Source organism: Citrobacter sp. RHBSTW-01044 (genome assembly GCF_013781945.1).
GTDB classification, from domain to species: domain Bacteria; phylum Pseudomonadota; class Gammaproteobacteria; order Enterobacterales; family Enterobacteriaceae; genus Citrobacter; species Citrobacter braakii.
Map to the genome: position 1 here is coordinate 1,180,311 of NZ_CP056180.1, position 14,308 is coordinate 1,194,618.

At 53.5% G+C, this 14,308-nt stretch carries 13 protein-coding genes and 1 other RNA gene; 9 read left to right on the forward strand and 5 right to left on the reverse strand.

What is annotated here, in order from left to right; genetic code table 11:
- Positions 1–12: 12 nt before the first annotated feature.
- A complete protein-coding gene (locus tag HV352_RS05685; protein ID WP_019077477.1) occupies positions 13–408 on the forward strand; it encodes a tail assembly chaperone in 396 nt (131 codons plus the stop codon).
- A gap of 65 nt (positions 409–473) precedes the next feature.
- Here the strand turns inward: HV352_RS05685 and HV352_RS05690 are convergent, their stop codons facing one another.
- Positions 474–1,493, reverse strand: coding sequence for an acyltransferase family protein (locus tag HV352_RS05690; RefSeq protein WP_019077476.1), 1,020 nt, complete (start codon positions 1,491–1,493; stop codon positions 474–476).
- Positions 1,494–1,799: 306 nt separating this feature from the next.
- Here HV352_RS05690 and HV352_RS05695 point away from each other — a divergent pair, with 306 nt between their 5' ends.
- The 8 genes from HV352_RS05695 to HV352_RS05730 all read left to right on the forward strand — a co-directional run bounded on the left by HV352_RS05695 (position 1,800) and on the right by HV352_RS05730 (position 8,912).
- Entirely contained in the window at positions 1,800–2,972 is a 1,173-nt protein-coding gene (locus HV352_RS05695) for a phage tail sheath protein (RefSeq protein WP_019077475.1), read from the forward strand.
- 9 nt (positions 2,973–2,981) lie between these two features.
- The gene (locus tag HV352_RS05700; protein WP_016150797.1) at positions 2,982–3,497 is read left to right on the forward strand and encodes a phage major tail tube protein; all 516 of its coding nucleotides are present in this window, start codon (positions 2,982–2,984) and stop codon (positions 3,495–3,497) included.
- A gap of 54 nt (positions 3,498–3,551) precedes the next feature.
- The gene (locus tag HV352_RS05705) at positions 3,552–3,854 is read left to right on the forward strand and encodes a phage tail assembly protein (protein WP_019077474.1); all 303 of its coding nucleotides are present in this window, start codon (positions 3,552–3,554) and stop codon (positions 3,852–3,854) included.
- A gap of 14 nt (positions 3,855–3,868) precedes the next feature.
- Entirely contained in the window at positions 3,869–3,988 is a 120-nt protein-coding gene (locus HV352_RS05710; RefSeq protein ID WP_001397628.1) for a GpE family phage tail protein, read from the forward strand.
- Positions 3,981–7,046 (forward strand): phage tail tape measure protein, encoded by a 3,066-nt coding sequence (locus tag HV352_RS05715; protein WP_019077473.1) that lies wholly within the window; start codon positions 3,981–3,983, stop codon positions 7,044–7,046. The genes HV352_RS05710 and HV352_RS05715 overlap by 8 nt, the downstream gene beginning before the upstream one ends.
- Entirely contained in the window at positions 7,043–7,528 is a 486-nt protein-coding gene (locus tag HV352_RS05720; RefSeq protein WP_019077472.1) for a phage tail protein, read from the forward strand. Before HV352_RS05715 ends, HV352_RS05720 begins: the two co-directional genes overlap by 4 nt.
- Entirely contained in the window at positions 7,525–8,625 is a 1,101-nt protein-coding gene (locus HV352_RS05725) for a phage late control D family protein (RefSeq protein WP_181635278.1), read from the forward strand. Before HV352_RS05720 ends, HV352_RS05725 begins: the two co-directional genes overlap by 4 nt.
- Positions 8,626–8,693: 68 nt before the next feature.
- Positions 8,694–8,912 carry an ogr/Delta-like zinc finger family protein gene (locus HV352_RS05730; RefSeq protein ID WP_000980498.1) on the forward strand — a complete coding sequence of 73 codons (219 nt, stop codon included), beginning with the start codon at positions 8,694–8,696 and terminating at the stop codon, positions 8,910–8,912.
- Between the two features lie 117 nt (positions 8,913–9,029).
- Here HV352_RS05730 and ssrA read toward each other — a convergent pair.
- The 4 genes from ssrA to HV352_RS05750 all read right to left on the reverse strand — a co-directional run bounded on the left by ssrA (position 9,030) and on the right by HV352_RS05750 (position 14,228).
- Positions 9,030–9,393: a transfer-messenger RNA gene (gene ssrA / locus HV352_RS05735) on the reverse strand.
- Between the two features lie 71 nt (positions 9,394–9,464).
- Positions 9,465–10,628, reverse strand: a complete 1,164-nt coding sequence (locus HV352_RS05740; RefSeq protein ID WP_085951071.1) for an HlyD family efflux transporter periplasmic adaptor subunit — start codon at positions 10,626–10,628, stop codon at positions 9,465–9,467.
- Between the two features lie 7 nt (positions 10,629–10,635).
- On the reverse strand, positions 10,636–12,822 hold the full coding sequence (locus tag HV352_RS05745) for a type I secretion system permease/ATPase (RefSeq protein WP_181635279.1): 2,187 nt from the start codon (positions 12,820–12,822) through the stop codon (positions 10,636–10,638).
- Positions 12,819–14,228 (reverse strand): TolC family outer membrane protein, encoded by a 1,410-nt coding sequence (locus tag HV352_RS05750; protein WP_181635280.1) that lies wholly within the window; start codon positions 14,226–14,228, stop codon positions 12,819–12,821. Before HV352_RS05750 ends, HV352_RS05745 begins: the two co-directional genes overlap by 4 nt.
- Positions 14,229–14,308 lie beyond the last annotated feature (80 nt).

Below are 14,308 nucleotides of genomic sequence, written 5' to 3' on the forward strand. Positions count from 1 at the left end.
ATAGGATATTAAATGAAATATTTCACTGCCGTTCCATTAGGTTTATATAATAGTGAGAGTAATGATGTTCCAGAAAACGCAATTCCTATTGCTGATGAATTATACCAAGAACTAATTGAAGGTCAGGGCAAGGGGCGTTTTATTCAGGCGGATAATAATGGAAAGCCAATTCTTGTTGATGGGGTTTCAGTAACTGATGAACAACAACTTAATCAGATTGCAAATCAGAAGCAATTTCTTCTGAATAAGGCCAATGCGGAGATTGCATGGAGACAAGATGCTTTTGATATGGATATTGCAACGGAGGAAGAAGTTTCAGCATTAAAATTATGGAAAGAATATAGGATTACATTGATGAGGATGGAAATCTCTACCGTTACAGACATCAGTTGGCCAAATCAACCGTAAATAATTGTATGTAATTATCGCACCAGTTTGCATCAACTGGTGCGATGTGGCATGTTTTGCTTAGCTCATAATACTTTATCCAGTATTGGGATTTTCTTTAAAATAAAAGTTACTACAAGGCTGGTAAGAAAAATCAACACTGCAATAAATATGGTGCTAAAGAATGATAAATTCATATCTTGATTTTTAAATGAAAATTTTATAAATGCTTCAAGGATGAATATGTGAATGCAATATATCCCTAATGTATACTTAGGAATAAAAGATATAATTATATTTGAATCTTTAATCGTTTTGGATATGTTCAGTAAAAAAAAGAATAATGAAGCGGATGCAATTATCACCAAGGGTGAAAGGTTGGAGTAAAATAACGCATTTGGTTTTTGATTGTACTCACTCCAGTATGATGTTATCCATGCGGTTATTAAACTAGATGAAATGAATATTAATAGGGAAATAGTTGTGATTAATTTGTTGCCATAAGGAATGGATGCTCGCGCAATTACTTTGCCAAGAAGAAGGTAACCTGTCAGGTTTATGAAGGTCGATAATTGATAGTTATTTATGAATAAATCGACATTTAAATTAAGAACTTTATCTAAAATAGAGAATATTGACAAGAAAAACCATATTGCTATATATGCCAAGGAATATTTTAGATGAGAGTTACAATAAAATGCACTCAGTACCGGGAGTGTTAAGTAGAAACCAATGCAGGCATATAAATACCATAGGTGATATTTTATTGGTGCTTTAGCGATTGTTAGACACCAGTCAATAATATTATTAAATTGTAGGTCGTCTGCGAATGTATAAAAAATAGACCAAAATAATAAACAATATACTATTTTGATAATGCGACGAATAGGTTTAACTGATTTCTGTTGTATAAGAAGGGTACCCGTAATCATTATGAAAAGAGGTACGCATACTCTAGTAAAAGAGTCAATAATATTAGCGGTTTGCCAGTTTTCACCATTTTCGTAAAAACCATAACCGGCAATGTGTAGAATAACAACCAAAATGCAAGCTGTTGAACGAGTAAAATTAATGCCTTTTGACAAGTCTTTTTCTATGCATTCCATCAGATCACCGAGCTTGCTTTATTAAGTTACTTAGGACTCAAATATTGATTTTGCAATATTATCCGAATTTTCTCTAACATTCCATCTTTGAATTTGTTGATGATATATCACAGTTCTATTTTTGTTGGGGGTTTCTTAAGTTGGTTTAAGTCAGATGCTTGAGTAAGCAATAAACTTAAATCAAATCCAGCAAGTTCTTTTTTTTCTCGTTTACATTGTGTCATAACCAGTACAATGCATCGTACGTGCTAAGCATACATCTAAGACTGAACATAAGGCATCCCTGTCAACCGGAGATAATGCCTTATGGCTCAGGATTACCACCACGGGGTGCGCGTTGTTGAAGTCAACGACGGCACCCGCTCCCTCACCACGGTAAGCACTGCTATCGTGGGTATGGTCTGTACCGGCGATGATGCTGATGCGTCCGTGTTCCCTCTCAATAAGCCAGTTCTGCTGACGGATGTGCTGGAGGCCAGCGGTAAAGCAGGCGAGTCCGGCACGCTGGCCCGTTCGCTGGATGCGATTGCCGACCAGTCAAAACCCGTGACGGTTGTTGTGCGTGTGGCGCAGGGCGAAACCGAAGCGGAAACCACCTCCAATATTATCGGTGGTGTCACGTCCGACGGTAAAAAAACGGGTATGAAAGCGCTGCTTTCTGCGCAGTCGCAGCTGAAAGTTAAGCCGCGCATTCTCGGTGTGCCGGGGCATGACACACAGGCGGTAGCCACTGAGATGATGAGTGTGGCGCAGAGTCTGCGCGGTTTTGCTTATCTGTCCGCCTATGGCTGCAAGACGGTGGAAGAAGCCATTGCTTACCGGGACAATTTCAGCCAGCGCGAGGGGATGCTGATCTGGCCTGATTTCATCAACTTTGACACCGTTCTGAAAGCCGATGCAACGGCTTTTGCTACCGCCCGTGCGCTCGGTCTGCGCGCCAAAATAGACGAACAGACCGGATGGCACAAAACCCTGTCCAACGTGGGTGTGAATGGCGTCACCGGTCTTTCCGCTGATGTATTCTGGGATCTGCAGGACCCGGCAACGGACGCGGGGCTGCTGAACCAGAACGACGTCACCACGTTGATCTGCAAAGACGGCTTCCGCTTCTGGGGTTCCCGCTGCCTCAGTGACGATCCCTTGTTTGCGTTTGAGAACTACACCCGCACGGCGCAGGTACTGGCTGACACGATTGCAGAGGGGCATATGTGGGCGGTGGATAAGCCACTGAATCCGTCACTGGCCCGCGACATTATCGAAGGTATCCGCGCCAAATTACGCAGCCTGGTGAATCAGGGATACCTCATCGGGGCGGACTGCTGGCTGGATGAGTCAGTGAACGATAAAGACTCCCTGAAAGACGGGAAACTCACCATCGACTACGACTACACGCCTGTGCCGCCGCTTGAAAATCTGATGCTGCGCCAGCGCATCACCGATCGCTACCTGGTCGATTTTGCCAGCCGTGTCAGTGCATAAGGGGGATACATGGCATTACCACGCAAGTTAAAACACCTGAACCTGTTCAACGACGGGAACAACTGGCAGGGGATCGTTGAGTCCCTGACTCTGCCGAAATTCACCCGCAAGTTTGAGAAGTATCGCGGCGGCGGTATGCCGGGCGCGGTGGATGTGGATATGGGGCTGGATGACGGCGCACTGGACACGGAATTTTCAATCGGCGGCACCGAACTGTTGTTATTCAAGCAGATGGGCAAGGCAACCGTTGACGGCATCCAGCTGCGTTTCACCGGCTCTATTCAGCGTGACGATACCGGCGAAGTGCAGGCCATTGAGCTGGTTGTGCGCGGGCGTCATAAAGAAGTGGATTCCGGCGAGTGGAAAACCGGCGAGAGCAGCACCACCAAAGTCAGCAGCACCAACAGCTACGCGAAGCTGACCATTAACGGCGAAGTGCTCTATGAGGTTGATCTGGTCAACATGATTGAAATCGTTGACGGCGTGGACCTGATGGAAGCACACCGTAACGCCCTTGGCCTCTGATTTAACTTAACGGCGCGGTGATCCGCGGCAGTATCTGATTAACAGGAAACGAACATGAGCGACAAGCTGACTGAAAAAACCGTACAACTGGATACGCCAGTCATGCGCGGTAAAACCCAAATCACCGAAATTGTGCTGCGTAAGCCGCAGTCCGGTGCGCTGCGCGGCACCCGCCTGCAGGCCATTATGGATATGGACGTGGGGGCCATGATGACAGTGATCCCGCGTATTTCCACCCCAACGCTGACCGCACAGGAAATGGCTGAACTGGACCCCGCCGATCTCACCGCGCTGTCGGTCGAGGTGGTGACTTTTTTGTTGAAGAAGTCGGTGCTTGCCGGTTTACCGACAGCCTGACGATTGATGACCTGGTGGCGGATATCGCCACCATCTTTCACTGGTCGCCGTCCATCACTGACGTTATGCCGCTGACTGAGGTGCTGGAGTGGCGGCACAAAGCGATTCAGAGAAGCGGGGCCAGCGATGAGTGACAATAACCTGCGTCTGCAGGTGATTCTGAATGCGGTTGACAAGCTCACCCGCCCATTTCGATCCGCGCAGGCCAGCTCAAAAGAGCTGGCTGCCGCTATTCAGCAAAGCCGCGCCCGGCTGAAAGAGTTAGATTCTCAGGCGGGCAGAATTGATGGCTTCCGTAAGGCCAGCGCGCAGCTGGCAGTCACAGGTAACAGCCTTAAAGCCGCCCGCGAAGAAGCGGCAAAACTCGCCACGCAGTTTACTGCGACCAACCGCCCGACGGCAGCACAGGCCAGACTGCTTGAGCAGGCTAAAAATCGCGTCACCGATTTACAGGGAAAATATAACGGGCTGCGTCAGTCAGTGCAGCGTCAGCGCCTTGCGCTGAATGAGGCAGGGCTTGATACAAAGAAACTGAGCAGCGCACAGCGTGAGCTACGGCAGAACGCCGATGAAACCCGACTGGCACTGGAGCGACAGCAAAAATCCCTGAAACGCCTGGGTGAACAGCAAGCGAGAATGAATGCGGTTCGTGATCAGTATTCGCGCCGTCTTGAGGTTCGGGATCGCATAGCCGGAGCCGGAGCCACCACTACGGCTGCCGGGCTGGCAATGGGTGCGCCGGTTATGGCTGCAGTGAAAAGCTACGCCAGCATGGAAGATGCCATGAAAGGCGTGGCAAAGCAGGTAAACGGGCTGCGGGACGATAACGGCAACCGTACAAAACAGTTTTATGACATGCAGGATGCCATCAAGGCCGCCAGTGAACAACTGCCGATGGAGAATGGCGCTATAGATTATGCCGCGCTGGTTGAAGGGGGCGCGCGTATGGGCGTGACCAACCAGGACGATCCCTTTGAGGACCAGAAACGTGACCTGCTGGCCTTTGCATCCACGGCGGCAAAAGCTGCAACGGCCTTTGAGCTGCCCGCCGATGAGCTGGCGGAAGGATTGGGGAAAATCGCGCAGCTCTATAAAGTGCCGACGCGCAATATTGAACAACTGGGCGATGCGCTGAACTACCTGGACGATAACGCCATGTCAAAGGGTGGGGACATTATCAACGTCCTGCAGCGTATGGGGGGCGTGGCTGACCGCCTTGACTTCCGAAAGGCTGCTGCGTTGGGTTCAACATTCCTTTCTCTTGGGGCTGCCCCGGAAATTGCCGCCAGCGCCTCTAATGCCATGGTGCGTGAGCTGTCCATTGCCACCATGCAAAGCAAGCGCTTCTTTGAAGGTATGAACCTGCTGAAACTCAATCCTGCGGAGATTGAAAAGCAGATGACCACCGATGCCATGGGCACCATTCAGCGGGTTCTGGAGAAGGTCAACAATCTGCCGCAGGACAAGCGCCTGTCAGCCATGACAATGATTTTTGGTAAAGAGTTTGGCGATGATGCGGCAAAGCTGGCTAACAACCTGCCGGAGCTGCAGCGTCAGCTGAAACTCACATCAGGCAGTGGTGCTAATGGCTCCATGCAGAAAGAATCCGACATTAACAAGGATTCATTGTCTGCGCAGTGGTTGCTGGTTAAGACGGGCGCGCAGAACGCTTTCAGCAGCCTGGGGGAAACGTTGCGTCAGCCGCTGATGGATATTATGGGCATGGTTAAGGATGTGACTGGGGCGCTGCGTCGCTGGGTGGAGCAGAATCCCGTGCTGGCTGGCACGCTGATGAAATTGGCGGCGGCTACGGCGGTGATCACTGTCGGGCTGGGTACACTTGCAGTGGCGGTGGCTGCTGTGCTGGGGCCGGTTGCGGTGATCCGGTTTGGCCTGTCTGTGCTGGGTGTAAAAACATTACCTTCCGTTGCTGCAGCAGTAACACGTACTGGCAGTGCCCTGTCATGGCTGGCAGGTGCGCCACTTTCTCTGTTGCGTAGGGGGATGGCGTCATCCGGTGGCAGTGTCGGGTTGCTGAGTGCCCCGTTTAATTCTCTGCGTCGCTCAGCCGGAATAGCGGGTAATGCACTGAAAACGGTGGCAGGTGCGCCGCTTGCCATGTTCCGTGCCGGTATGTCAGGCATCCGTGGTGTTATCGGTATGGTGATGAACCCGCTGGCGGTGTTGCGGGGTGGGCTGACAGCTGCCGGTGGCGTATTGCGTTTTCTTGTTTCTGGTCCGCTGGCATTACTTCGCGGCGCGCTGTTTGGCATTTCTGGCCTGCTGGGCGCGCTGCTCAGTCCGATAGGGCTGGTTGTGGCTGCGCTGGCTGGTGTGGCGCTGGTTGTGTGGAAATACTGGCAGCCCATCGGTGCATTTCTGGGGGGCGTGGTGGAAGGGTTCAAAGCCGCTGCAGCACCCATCAGCGCCGCCTTTGAGCCGCTCAGACCCGTGTTTCAGTGGATTGGTGACAGGGTGCAGGCATTGTGGGGCTGGTTCAGTGATTTACTCACGCCGGTTAAATCCACTTCCGAAGAACTGAACAGCGCAGCTGCAATGGGGCGCCGGTTTGGTGAGGCGCTGGCTGAAGGTCTGAATATGGTGATGCACCCGCTGGAATCACTTAAATCCGGTGTGTCGTGGCTGCTGGAAAAGCTCGGTATTGTCAGTAAGGAGGCGGCAAAGGCGAAACTGCCCGCGCAGGTTACGCAGCAGCAGCCCGCCACGGTGAACAGTGACGGCAAAGTGTTGCTGCCGCCCGGCGGGTTCCCGGCTTACGCGGGGATGTATGACACGGGCGGGATCATTCCAAGCGGGCAGTTTGGCATTGTTGGAGAAAATGGCCCTGAAATTGTGAACGGACCAGCAAATGTCACCAGCAGGCGGCGTACTGCTGCGCTTGCCTCTGTCGTTGCTGGCGTGATGGGGGTAGCTGCGACACCTGCAGAAGCGGCTCCGCTTCATCCCTTCAGTCTGCCTGCGAGTGCATACCAGACACAGCCTGTTAAGGCAGACAGCCCGCCGTCGGTTATTCGTTATGAGATAAATGCGCCCATTCATATCGTCGCGCAGCCGGGGCAGAGTGCGCAGGATATTGCCCGTGAAGTGGCACGCCAGCTTGACGAGCGGGAACGCAGGGCGAGGGCAAAAGCGCGCAGCAATTTCAGCGATCAGGGGGGATATGAATCATGATGATGGTGCTGGGTTTATATGTATTTATGTTGCGCACTGTCCCTTATCAGGAACTGCAGTATCAGCGCAGCTGGCGACATGCAGCCAACAGCCGGGTGAACCGCCGCCCGTCAACGCAGTTTCTTGGCCCGGATAATGATTCACTGACACTGTCCGGGGTCCTGCTGCCGGAAGTGACCGGAGGCAGGCTGTCATTGCTGGCGCTGGAGTTGATGGCAGAGCAGGGCAAAGCCTGGCCTTTGATTGAAGGTAGCGGAACCATTTACGGCATGTTTGTTATTGAAAGTCTGAGCCAGACAAAGACGGAGTTTTTTACCAGCGGCATGCCCAGGCGCATTGAGTTTACGATCACCCTCAAACGGGTTGATGAGTCGCTGTCTGACATGTTCGGGAGTCTGAGTGACCAGCTCAGTAACCTGCAGGACTCTGCAGCGTCTGCGATTGGGGGGATTAAAAACACGGCTGGAGGATTGCTTCAGTGAACGTTAATTCTGATCTCCTGAATCTGAACAGCAAAAGCCCCGCATTCAGTATCGTCATTGAAGGTAAGGACGTGACGACCGTGCTGGATACCCGCCTTATGAGTCTGACGCTGACGGATAACCGGGGGTTTGAAGCGGACCAGCTTGATCTGGAGCTGGACGACGCCGACGGGCTGATCGCCCTGCCGCGACGTGGGGCAGTGATTCAGCTGGCGCTGGGCTGGAAAGGCCAGCCGCTTTTTCCTAAAGGGGCTTTTACCGTGGATGAAATCGAACACTGCGGTGCCCCTGACCGGCTGACCATCCGGGCGCGAAGCGCAGATTTCCGTGAAACCCTCAATACACGGCGCGAAAAATCATGGCATCAGACAACGGTAGGGGAGGTGGTAAAGGAAATAGCCGCCCGGCATAACCTCAAAATGGCGCTGGGTAAAGACCTGACGGATAAGGCGCTGGATCATCTGGACCAGACCAATGAAAGCGATGCAAGTTTTCTGATGAAACTGGCGAGACAGTATGGGGCGATTGCTTCCGTTAAGGACGGGAATCTGCTGTTTATCCGGCAGGGACAGGGAAGAACGGCGAGCGGCAAGCCGCTGCCGGTTATCACCATCACGCGCAAAGCCGGTAACGGTCATCGGTTCACCCTTGCTGATCGTGGTGCCTATACCGGTGTTATTGCCAGCTGGTTGCATACGCGTGAACCCAGGAAAAAAGAGACAACCAGTGTTAAGCGTCGTCGAAAGAAAACCACCACACCCAAAGAGCCGGAAGCAAAACAGGGCGATTATCTGGTGGGAACGGATGAAAACGTGCTGGTTCTTAATCGTACCTACGCCAACCGGAGCAATGCAGAGCGCGCAGCAAAAATGCAGTGGGAACGTCTGCAGCGTGGGGTTGCTTCATTTTCCCTGCAGCTCGCTGAGGGGCGGGCTGATCTCTATACGGAAATGCCGGTGAAGGTTACAGGGTTTAAGCAGCAGATCGATGATGCAGAATGGACCATTACCACCCTGACGCATTCTGTCAGCCCGGATAATGGATTTACGACCAGCATGGAGCTTGAAGTAAAGATTGATGATCTTGAAATTGAATAATTGGTTCTCAGTATTGAATAATGATGTATCATTATTGCGACTACGGCAAGAGTGGTGGGATAACAGCGATGATGAACTGTCCAGAGTGCGGTCATGCAGCACATACCAGAAGCAGCTTTCAGGTATCAGCTACGACAAAAGAACGTTACAACCAGTGCCAAAATATAAATTGTGGCTGTACGTTCGTTACTCATGAAACGTTTGTACGGCACATTATAAAACCGAATCTAATTTCTTCTGCGCCGCCACATCCTGGAAAAGGTGGTCAAGGCCACATGAGTTTCTGAACAGAACCCGCTTTAATGGCGGGTTTTTTGTTGCCGCCAGTCCGACACTCTGTCGCCATTTTGCCGCCATCACCAAAGAAAAAGGGGCTACGTTTTCACGTAACCCCTTGTTTTATTTGGTGGAGCTGGCGGGAGTTGAACCCGCGTCCGAAATTCCTACATCCTCGGTACTACATGCTTAGTCAGTCTTTACATTCGCCTGGCACCTGCGGACAGACACGCCACTACCAGACTAGCCTGATTAGATTTAACGCTTCAACCCCAGGCAGGGCCTCCACGCGATCTCTTTTGGGTTTGACCTCTCTTTGATCCCCGTCTTAAGAGCGGAAGCTAGGGAGAGAGGGCTCAGAGCAGGTTATTAAGCTGCTAAAGCGTAGTTTTCGTCGTTTGCGACTATTTTTTTGCGGCTTTTTACGAGGCCAACCGCCCCTCGGCATGCACCTTGGGTTTCGCGAATCCCGTCGAATCCAGAATCAGCCCCAATGTGTTAGAGCAAGTATAACAGACTTGTGACACGCGTGACCAGCCCCCGCAACCCCAATCCTCAAGGATTTACCGCTCGCGCAGCGCTTCTTTTGCGCGATTAAACGGTTTGATTAAATAGTCGACGATGGTTTTTTCACCTGTTTTTATATCCACTGTGGCAATCATTCCCGGTACGATGGAGAAATGGCGTCCCAGTTTGTTCTGTAAGAAGTCCTGATGGGTGCGGATAAACACGCGGTAGTAGAATATTTCCGGTTTCACTTTGTCTTGAATAGTGTCCGGGGAAATAGTTTCGACTACGCCTTCCAGACCGCCGTAAATCGCGTAGTCATAAGCGGTTATCTTCACCAGCGCCCGCTGGCCGGGGTGGATGAACGCGATATCGCGCGGAGACAGGCGGGTTTCTATCAGCAGATGATCGTCCAGCGGTACAATCTCCATCATCTCGCCATTGGGCGGGATAACACCGCCAATGGTAGTGACCTGGATGTTTTTCACAATACCGCGCATCGGCGCACGCACGGTCAGGCGGGTGACGGAATCCTCGCGTCCTTTCAAAATAGCCGCCAGCATATCCACTTCGGCATTGGCTTTTGACAGCGCTTCCCGAGCCTGCACGAAGTATTGTGAGCGCAGATCGGTGATTTTTAATCCTAAATCGCTTTTTTGTCGTTGCAGACGCAGCACTTCAACGTGGCTGGCGGCACCACTTTTTTCCAGCCGTTGGGTTATGGCCAGCTCTTTATTTACCGAGACCAGCGCATCCTGCAGTTCTGCCATAGAATCAGCGAGCTGCGCGCGGCGGCTTTTATACAAGCGCGTTTCGGAGGCGATGAGATCCGGCCAGGCGCGTAGTGAAGCGGGAAACACGAGCGGCAGATCGTTAACTTCGGCATTGAGCCTTGCGCTGGAAGCCAGTGAGGCGCGATAGCGGGCGGCGCTCTCCCCAACGTTGGACTCAGAGCGAGTGGGGTCGAGGCGCGCGACAATCTGATTAGCCTGTACTTTATCTCCTTCGCGTACCGTGAGCTCGGCGAGAATACCGCCATCCAGCGACTGCAAGACCTGCTCGCGCGAGCTGGGGATTACTTTCCCGCTGCCGGTCGAGACTTCATCCAGCTTGCCGAAATACGCCCAGATACCCAGGACGGCAAACAGCAGTGTGCTGAGCAGAATAATGCGGCTGGCCCCGGAGAAACGGTGCTCGCGGCGGATATCGAGGTCGTCCATGGCAGCGTCATGCGGATTGGTTTTCATTTTTCCACTCCCGACCGTGAGTAGGGGCTGGTGCCCGGCTCGCATTCAGCGCCTGCGCTTTCGGGGCATCCATGACCAGTTGACCTTCTTTTAACACCACTACGCGCTCGACCAGCTCCAGAACCGGCACGCGATGGGTGGCGACAATCAATGTTCGGTTGCCCAGCCACTGGTTCAGGCGCTGAATAAACTCTCGTTCGGTATGTTCATCCAGCGAGGCGCTGGGTTCGTCGAGCAGCACGATATTGGGCGATCGCAGCAGCATTCTTGCCAGCAGGATCGACTGCCGTTGTCCACCGGACAGACCGTTGCCGCCCTCCATAATGGGGTGTGCCAGCCCTTTGGCGAGTTGTTTAACGAAAGCCGCCGCGCCGCTGACCTCCAGCGCTTCGAAGATCTGCGCGTCGCTGGCATGCGGTGCGCCGAGGGTCAGGTTCTCGCGCAGGGTACCGAAAAACAGCCGCGCATTCTGACTGAGAAAACCGATATTGCGGCGTAAATCGGCCATATCGATCTGCGCCAGGCTCAGGTTATCGAGTCGGACATCGCCCTGGATAATCTCCACGCCGCCCGCCATGGCCTGTAGCAGCGTTGATTTCCCGGCGCCGTTACGCCCGAGGATCGCCACCCGTTCGCCGGGCATGACCTCCAGACTTGAGATGCGCAGCGGAACGCGTTGATCGTCGCTGTGGTAGCGAAAGTGCGCGTTTTCAAACAGATAATGGCCGTGAAAAATCTCCTGATGCACACGGTCTTCATCGTACTGCGTTTCGGTGGGAAGCTGCATGATGCTGTCTAACCCCATCTTCGCCGCCTTGACCTGCTGCCAGCGGGCCAGCACGCCGCACAGGTTCGCCATCGGGGCAATCATTCTGGAACCGAGCATCGACGCGGCTACCACGGCCCCGGTGGTCATTGTGCCTTCAATGACCATCGGCGCGCCGAACATAATGATGGCGGCGTAGACCAGGCTTTGTACCGACATGCCCCAGCCAATCAGCCCCTGAGTCAGCTTGCGCGTGCGTAGCCCGGACTCTCCGGTAATACGGATGTAGCTGTTCCACTGCTGTAAAAAGCGGTTTTCCGCCTGCATCAGCTTGATATCTTCCAGCCCCTGAACGCTCTCAACCAGCACCGCGTTGCGCAGGGTGGATTCATGCGCTGCCTGGTTGGCGAGTACCGCCAGTTTCTTCTGTAACAGCAAACCGGGCAGGATCATCAGCAGGGCCGCGACGGGGGCTATCCACGCCAAGGGCGGGGCGATAAAGGCCAGCACCACGATAAACAAAAAGAAAAACGGTAGATCGACAATCGTCGACAGGGTCGAGGAGGTGATCATCTCGCGAACCTGTTCCAGCTCGCGCAGTTGAGAAATAAAGCTCCCCGTCGAGCGGGGGACGGCACTGTTGCGCAGTCGCAATGCGTGGCTGAACACGCGATCGGAAATGCGCATATCAGCGCGTTTGCCGAGCAGGTCCATTATGTGGGTACGCGCTTCGCGCAGCAAAAAGCCAAACAGCACCGCCACCAGAACGCCGGTGGAGAGAACATACAGCGTTGGATAAGACTGGGCTGGGATCACCCGATCATAGACCTGCATCGAAAAGATAATCCCGGCGAGCGACAGGACGTTAATCAGAAAGGCGGCAACCATGACCGGCAGGTAAGGGCGGATGTCCTGTAACACCAGTTCGCGCATCCAGTCGGGCCTGAAGCGCGAAATATAGCGGTCTACCCGACTGTCCTTCAGCGCTGACAGCGGGCGCAGCGCGGTAATGCTCACGATCTCCGGCAGAAGTTCTGCAACTGTGAGTCGGTTACGCTGGCCCTCTTCGGCGATGATAAAAACATCCAACGCATCTTCACCGTTGAAATGTTCTATCACCATCAGTTGGCCGTCGCGCAGTTCTGCCACCACCGGCAGACGCCACTGGCCGAACGCCTGCGTGGCGGTATCCAGCGCATGAAATGACAGCCCCGCCTGACGCGCCAGCTGCGACAGGGCTATAGCTCGGCTTTTTCCCGCAAACCACGGGGCGTTGGCCTGGATTGCGCCGGGCGAACAGGCAACGCGATAGTGGCTGGCAATATGCGTCATCGCCAGCGCCCACAGGCTCAGGGCGTGTTCGCCAATCGCATCTTCCGCATGTGTATCGACGTCGCTCATAGCTTTATCTCCACCGATTGAATACTGCGGTTATTTAAGGCGAACGCCTGGCGAAGCGAGCCGGTGTTATAGAGGCAGTTCAACTGGAGCTGGCGCAGCTGGTTTTGAGTCTGGAGTTCAGCAAAACGGGCCTGATATACCTCCTGCTCGGCGTTAAGCACATCGAGCAGTGGGCGTGACCCGAGGTCCAGATACTGCTGTTGATAAAGCTCGCGCGTTTGTTCACTCAGCCGTTGCTGGCGACGCAGGATCTGCAGGGCAGTGGCGAGGCTCATCGCCTGGCTGCGGGATTCCAGTAATTTCTGCCGCACTTCAAGTCGGGTACGCTGGATGGAGAACTGTGCAGACTCTACCGCGTGACTGGCGGCGTTGCGTCTGGCGGTGAGTCCGCCCCCCTGATACAGCGGCATCTCGACTTTTACCCACGTGGAGTACTGGGTTTTGTCGAGCACCTCATGGCTGGGGTATTTGTCGTTGAGATAGTGCTGAACCGACGGCTCGAGGGAGATAGTGGGCGTCATCTGCGCGTTGGCGTAATCGAGATTTGCCTGGGCCACATTCGCCTGCGCCCATGCCGCCAGCACCGCAGGAACCAGCTTATCGTCCGGTTTGACCACATCACAACTGCTGTCCAGTTTGACCGGAAATTCGTTGCTGATGCCGTTAAGCGAGTTCCAGCCGAGGAAGCTCATCAGCGTTGCCTTGCTGCTGTCGAGATTGGCCTGATACTGCGCCAACTGAGAACGTGCAGACTCGATACGCGCATCGGTTTGCACCACGTCGGATAGCGAGGTTGCCCCTTCATCATTGCGTTGACGGGTCAGCCGACCAATACCGTTCAAGGCGCTGAGCTGCTCTTCGGCGGCGTCCACCATTTGCTGCCACGTCTGCACCTGGACTATCGCGTTGGCGGTTGCATGGGCGATGGTATCAATACTGAGTAATACATTCGCCTGCTGTTGTGCGGATCCGGCGGTTTCAGCGCGGACCTGGCTTGCCACTTTGCCGAAGTCGTACAGCATTTGCGACACTGAAATAACCAGAGCCGGGCTAAAGCCGTGATCGGTGTAAGTATTGCTGTAACCGTTATTCATCCCGGCAGAAACCTGCGGGTAATATTTTGATTTTGCCACATCGATCTGCTCATTTTGTGAGAGCAGTTTGCCGATGGATTCACGAATAGAAGGATGCCAGCTCACGGCGCGACTCACTGCGTCGTTGAGCGTCAGGCTGCCGGGGGCGGCGGCGCTCAGCGGCAGATCGGCAACCGCGCCGTCCAGCGAGGGCAGCATCTGGATGGTGGCCAGGCCTTCCGGCGTAATAATTTGCGGTTCATCTTCGGCATTCACCCGCAGGGTACAGAGCGCTAATGCCAGCAGTAAGGCAACAGGCGCGACATTTCTCATAGTTTATCCCTTACAAAATACGGCAGCGACGACTGTTATTGCCCCGGACGTCATGGCATCCGGGGCTGTAGTTATGGCGC

Bases quoted from the DNA above. Each gene is read 5' to 3' on its own strand.
- HV352_RS05685 (WP_019077477.1), top strand. From the start codon at position 13: ATGAAATATTTCACTGCCGTTCCATTAGGTTTATATAATAGTGAGAGT.
- HV352_RS05690 (WP_019077476.1), bottom strand. From the start codon at position 1,493: ATGGAATGCATAGAAAAAGACTTGTCAAAAGGCATTAATTTTACTCGT.
- HV352_RS05695 (WP_019077475.1), top strand. From the start codon at position 1,800: ATGGCTCAGGATTACCACCACGGGGTGCGCGTTGTTGAAGTCAACGAC.
- HV352_RS05700 (WP_016150797.1), top strand. From the start codon at position 2,982: ATGGCATTACCACGCAAGTTAAAACACCTGAACCTGTTCAACGACGGG.
- HV352_RS05705 (WP_019077474.1), top strand. From the start codon at position 3,552: ATGAGCGACAAGCTGACTGAAAAAACCGTACAACTGGATACGCCAGTC.
- HV352_RS05715 (WP_019077473.1), top strand. From the start codon at position 3,981: ATGAGTGACAATAACCTGCGTCTGCAGGTGATTCTGAATGCGGTTGAC.
- HV352_RS05720 (WP_019077472.1), top strand. From the start codon at position 7,043: ATGATGATGGTGCTGGGTTTATATGTATTTATGTTGCGCACTGTCCCT.
- HV352_RS05730 (WP_000980498.1), top strand. From the start codon at position 8,694: ATGATGAACTGTCCAGAGTGCGGTCATGCAGCACATACCAGAAGCAGC.
- HV352_RS05740 (WP_085951071.1), bottom strand. From the start codon at position 10,628: ATGGACGACCTCGATATCCGCCGCGAGCACCGTTTCTCCGGGGCCAGC.
- HV352_RS05745 (WP_181635279.1), bottom strand. From the start codon at position 12,822: ATGAGCGACGTCGATACACATGCGGAAGATGCGATTGGCGAACACGCC.
- HV352_RS05750 (WP_181635280.1), bottom strand. From the start codon at position 14,228: ATGAGAAATGTCGCGCCTGTTGCCTTACTGCTGGCATTAGCGCTCTGT.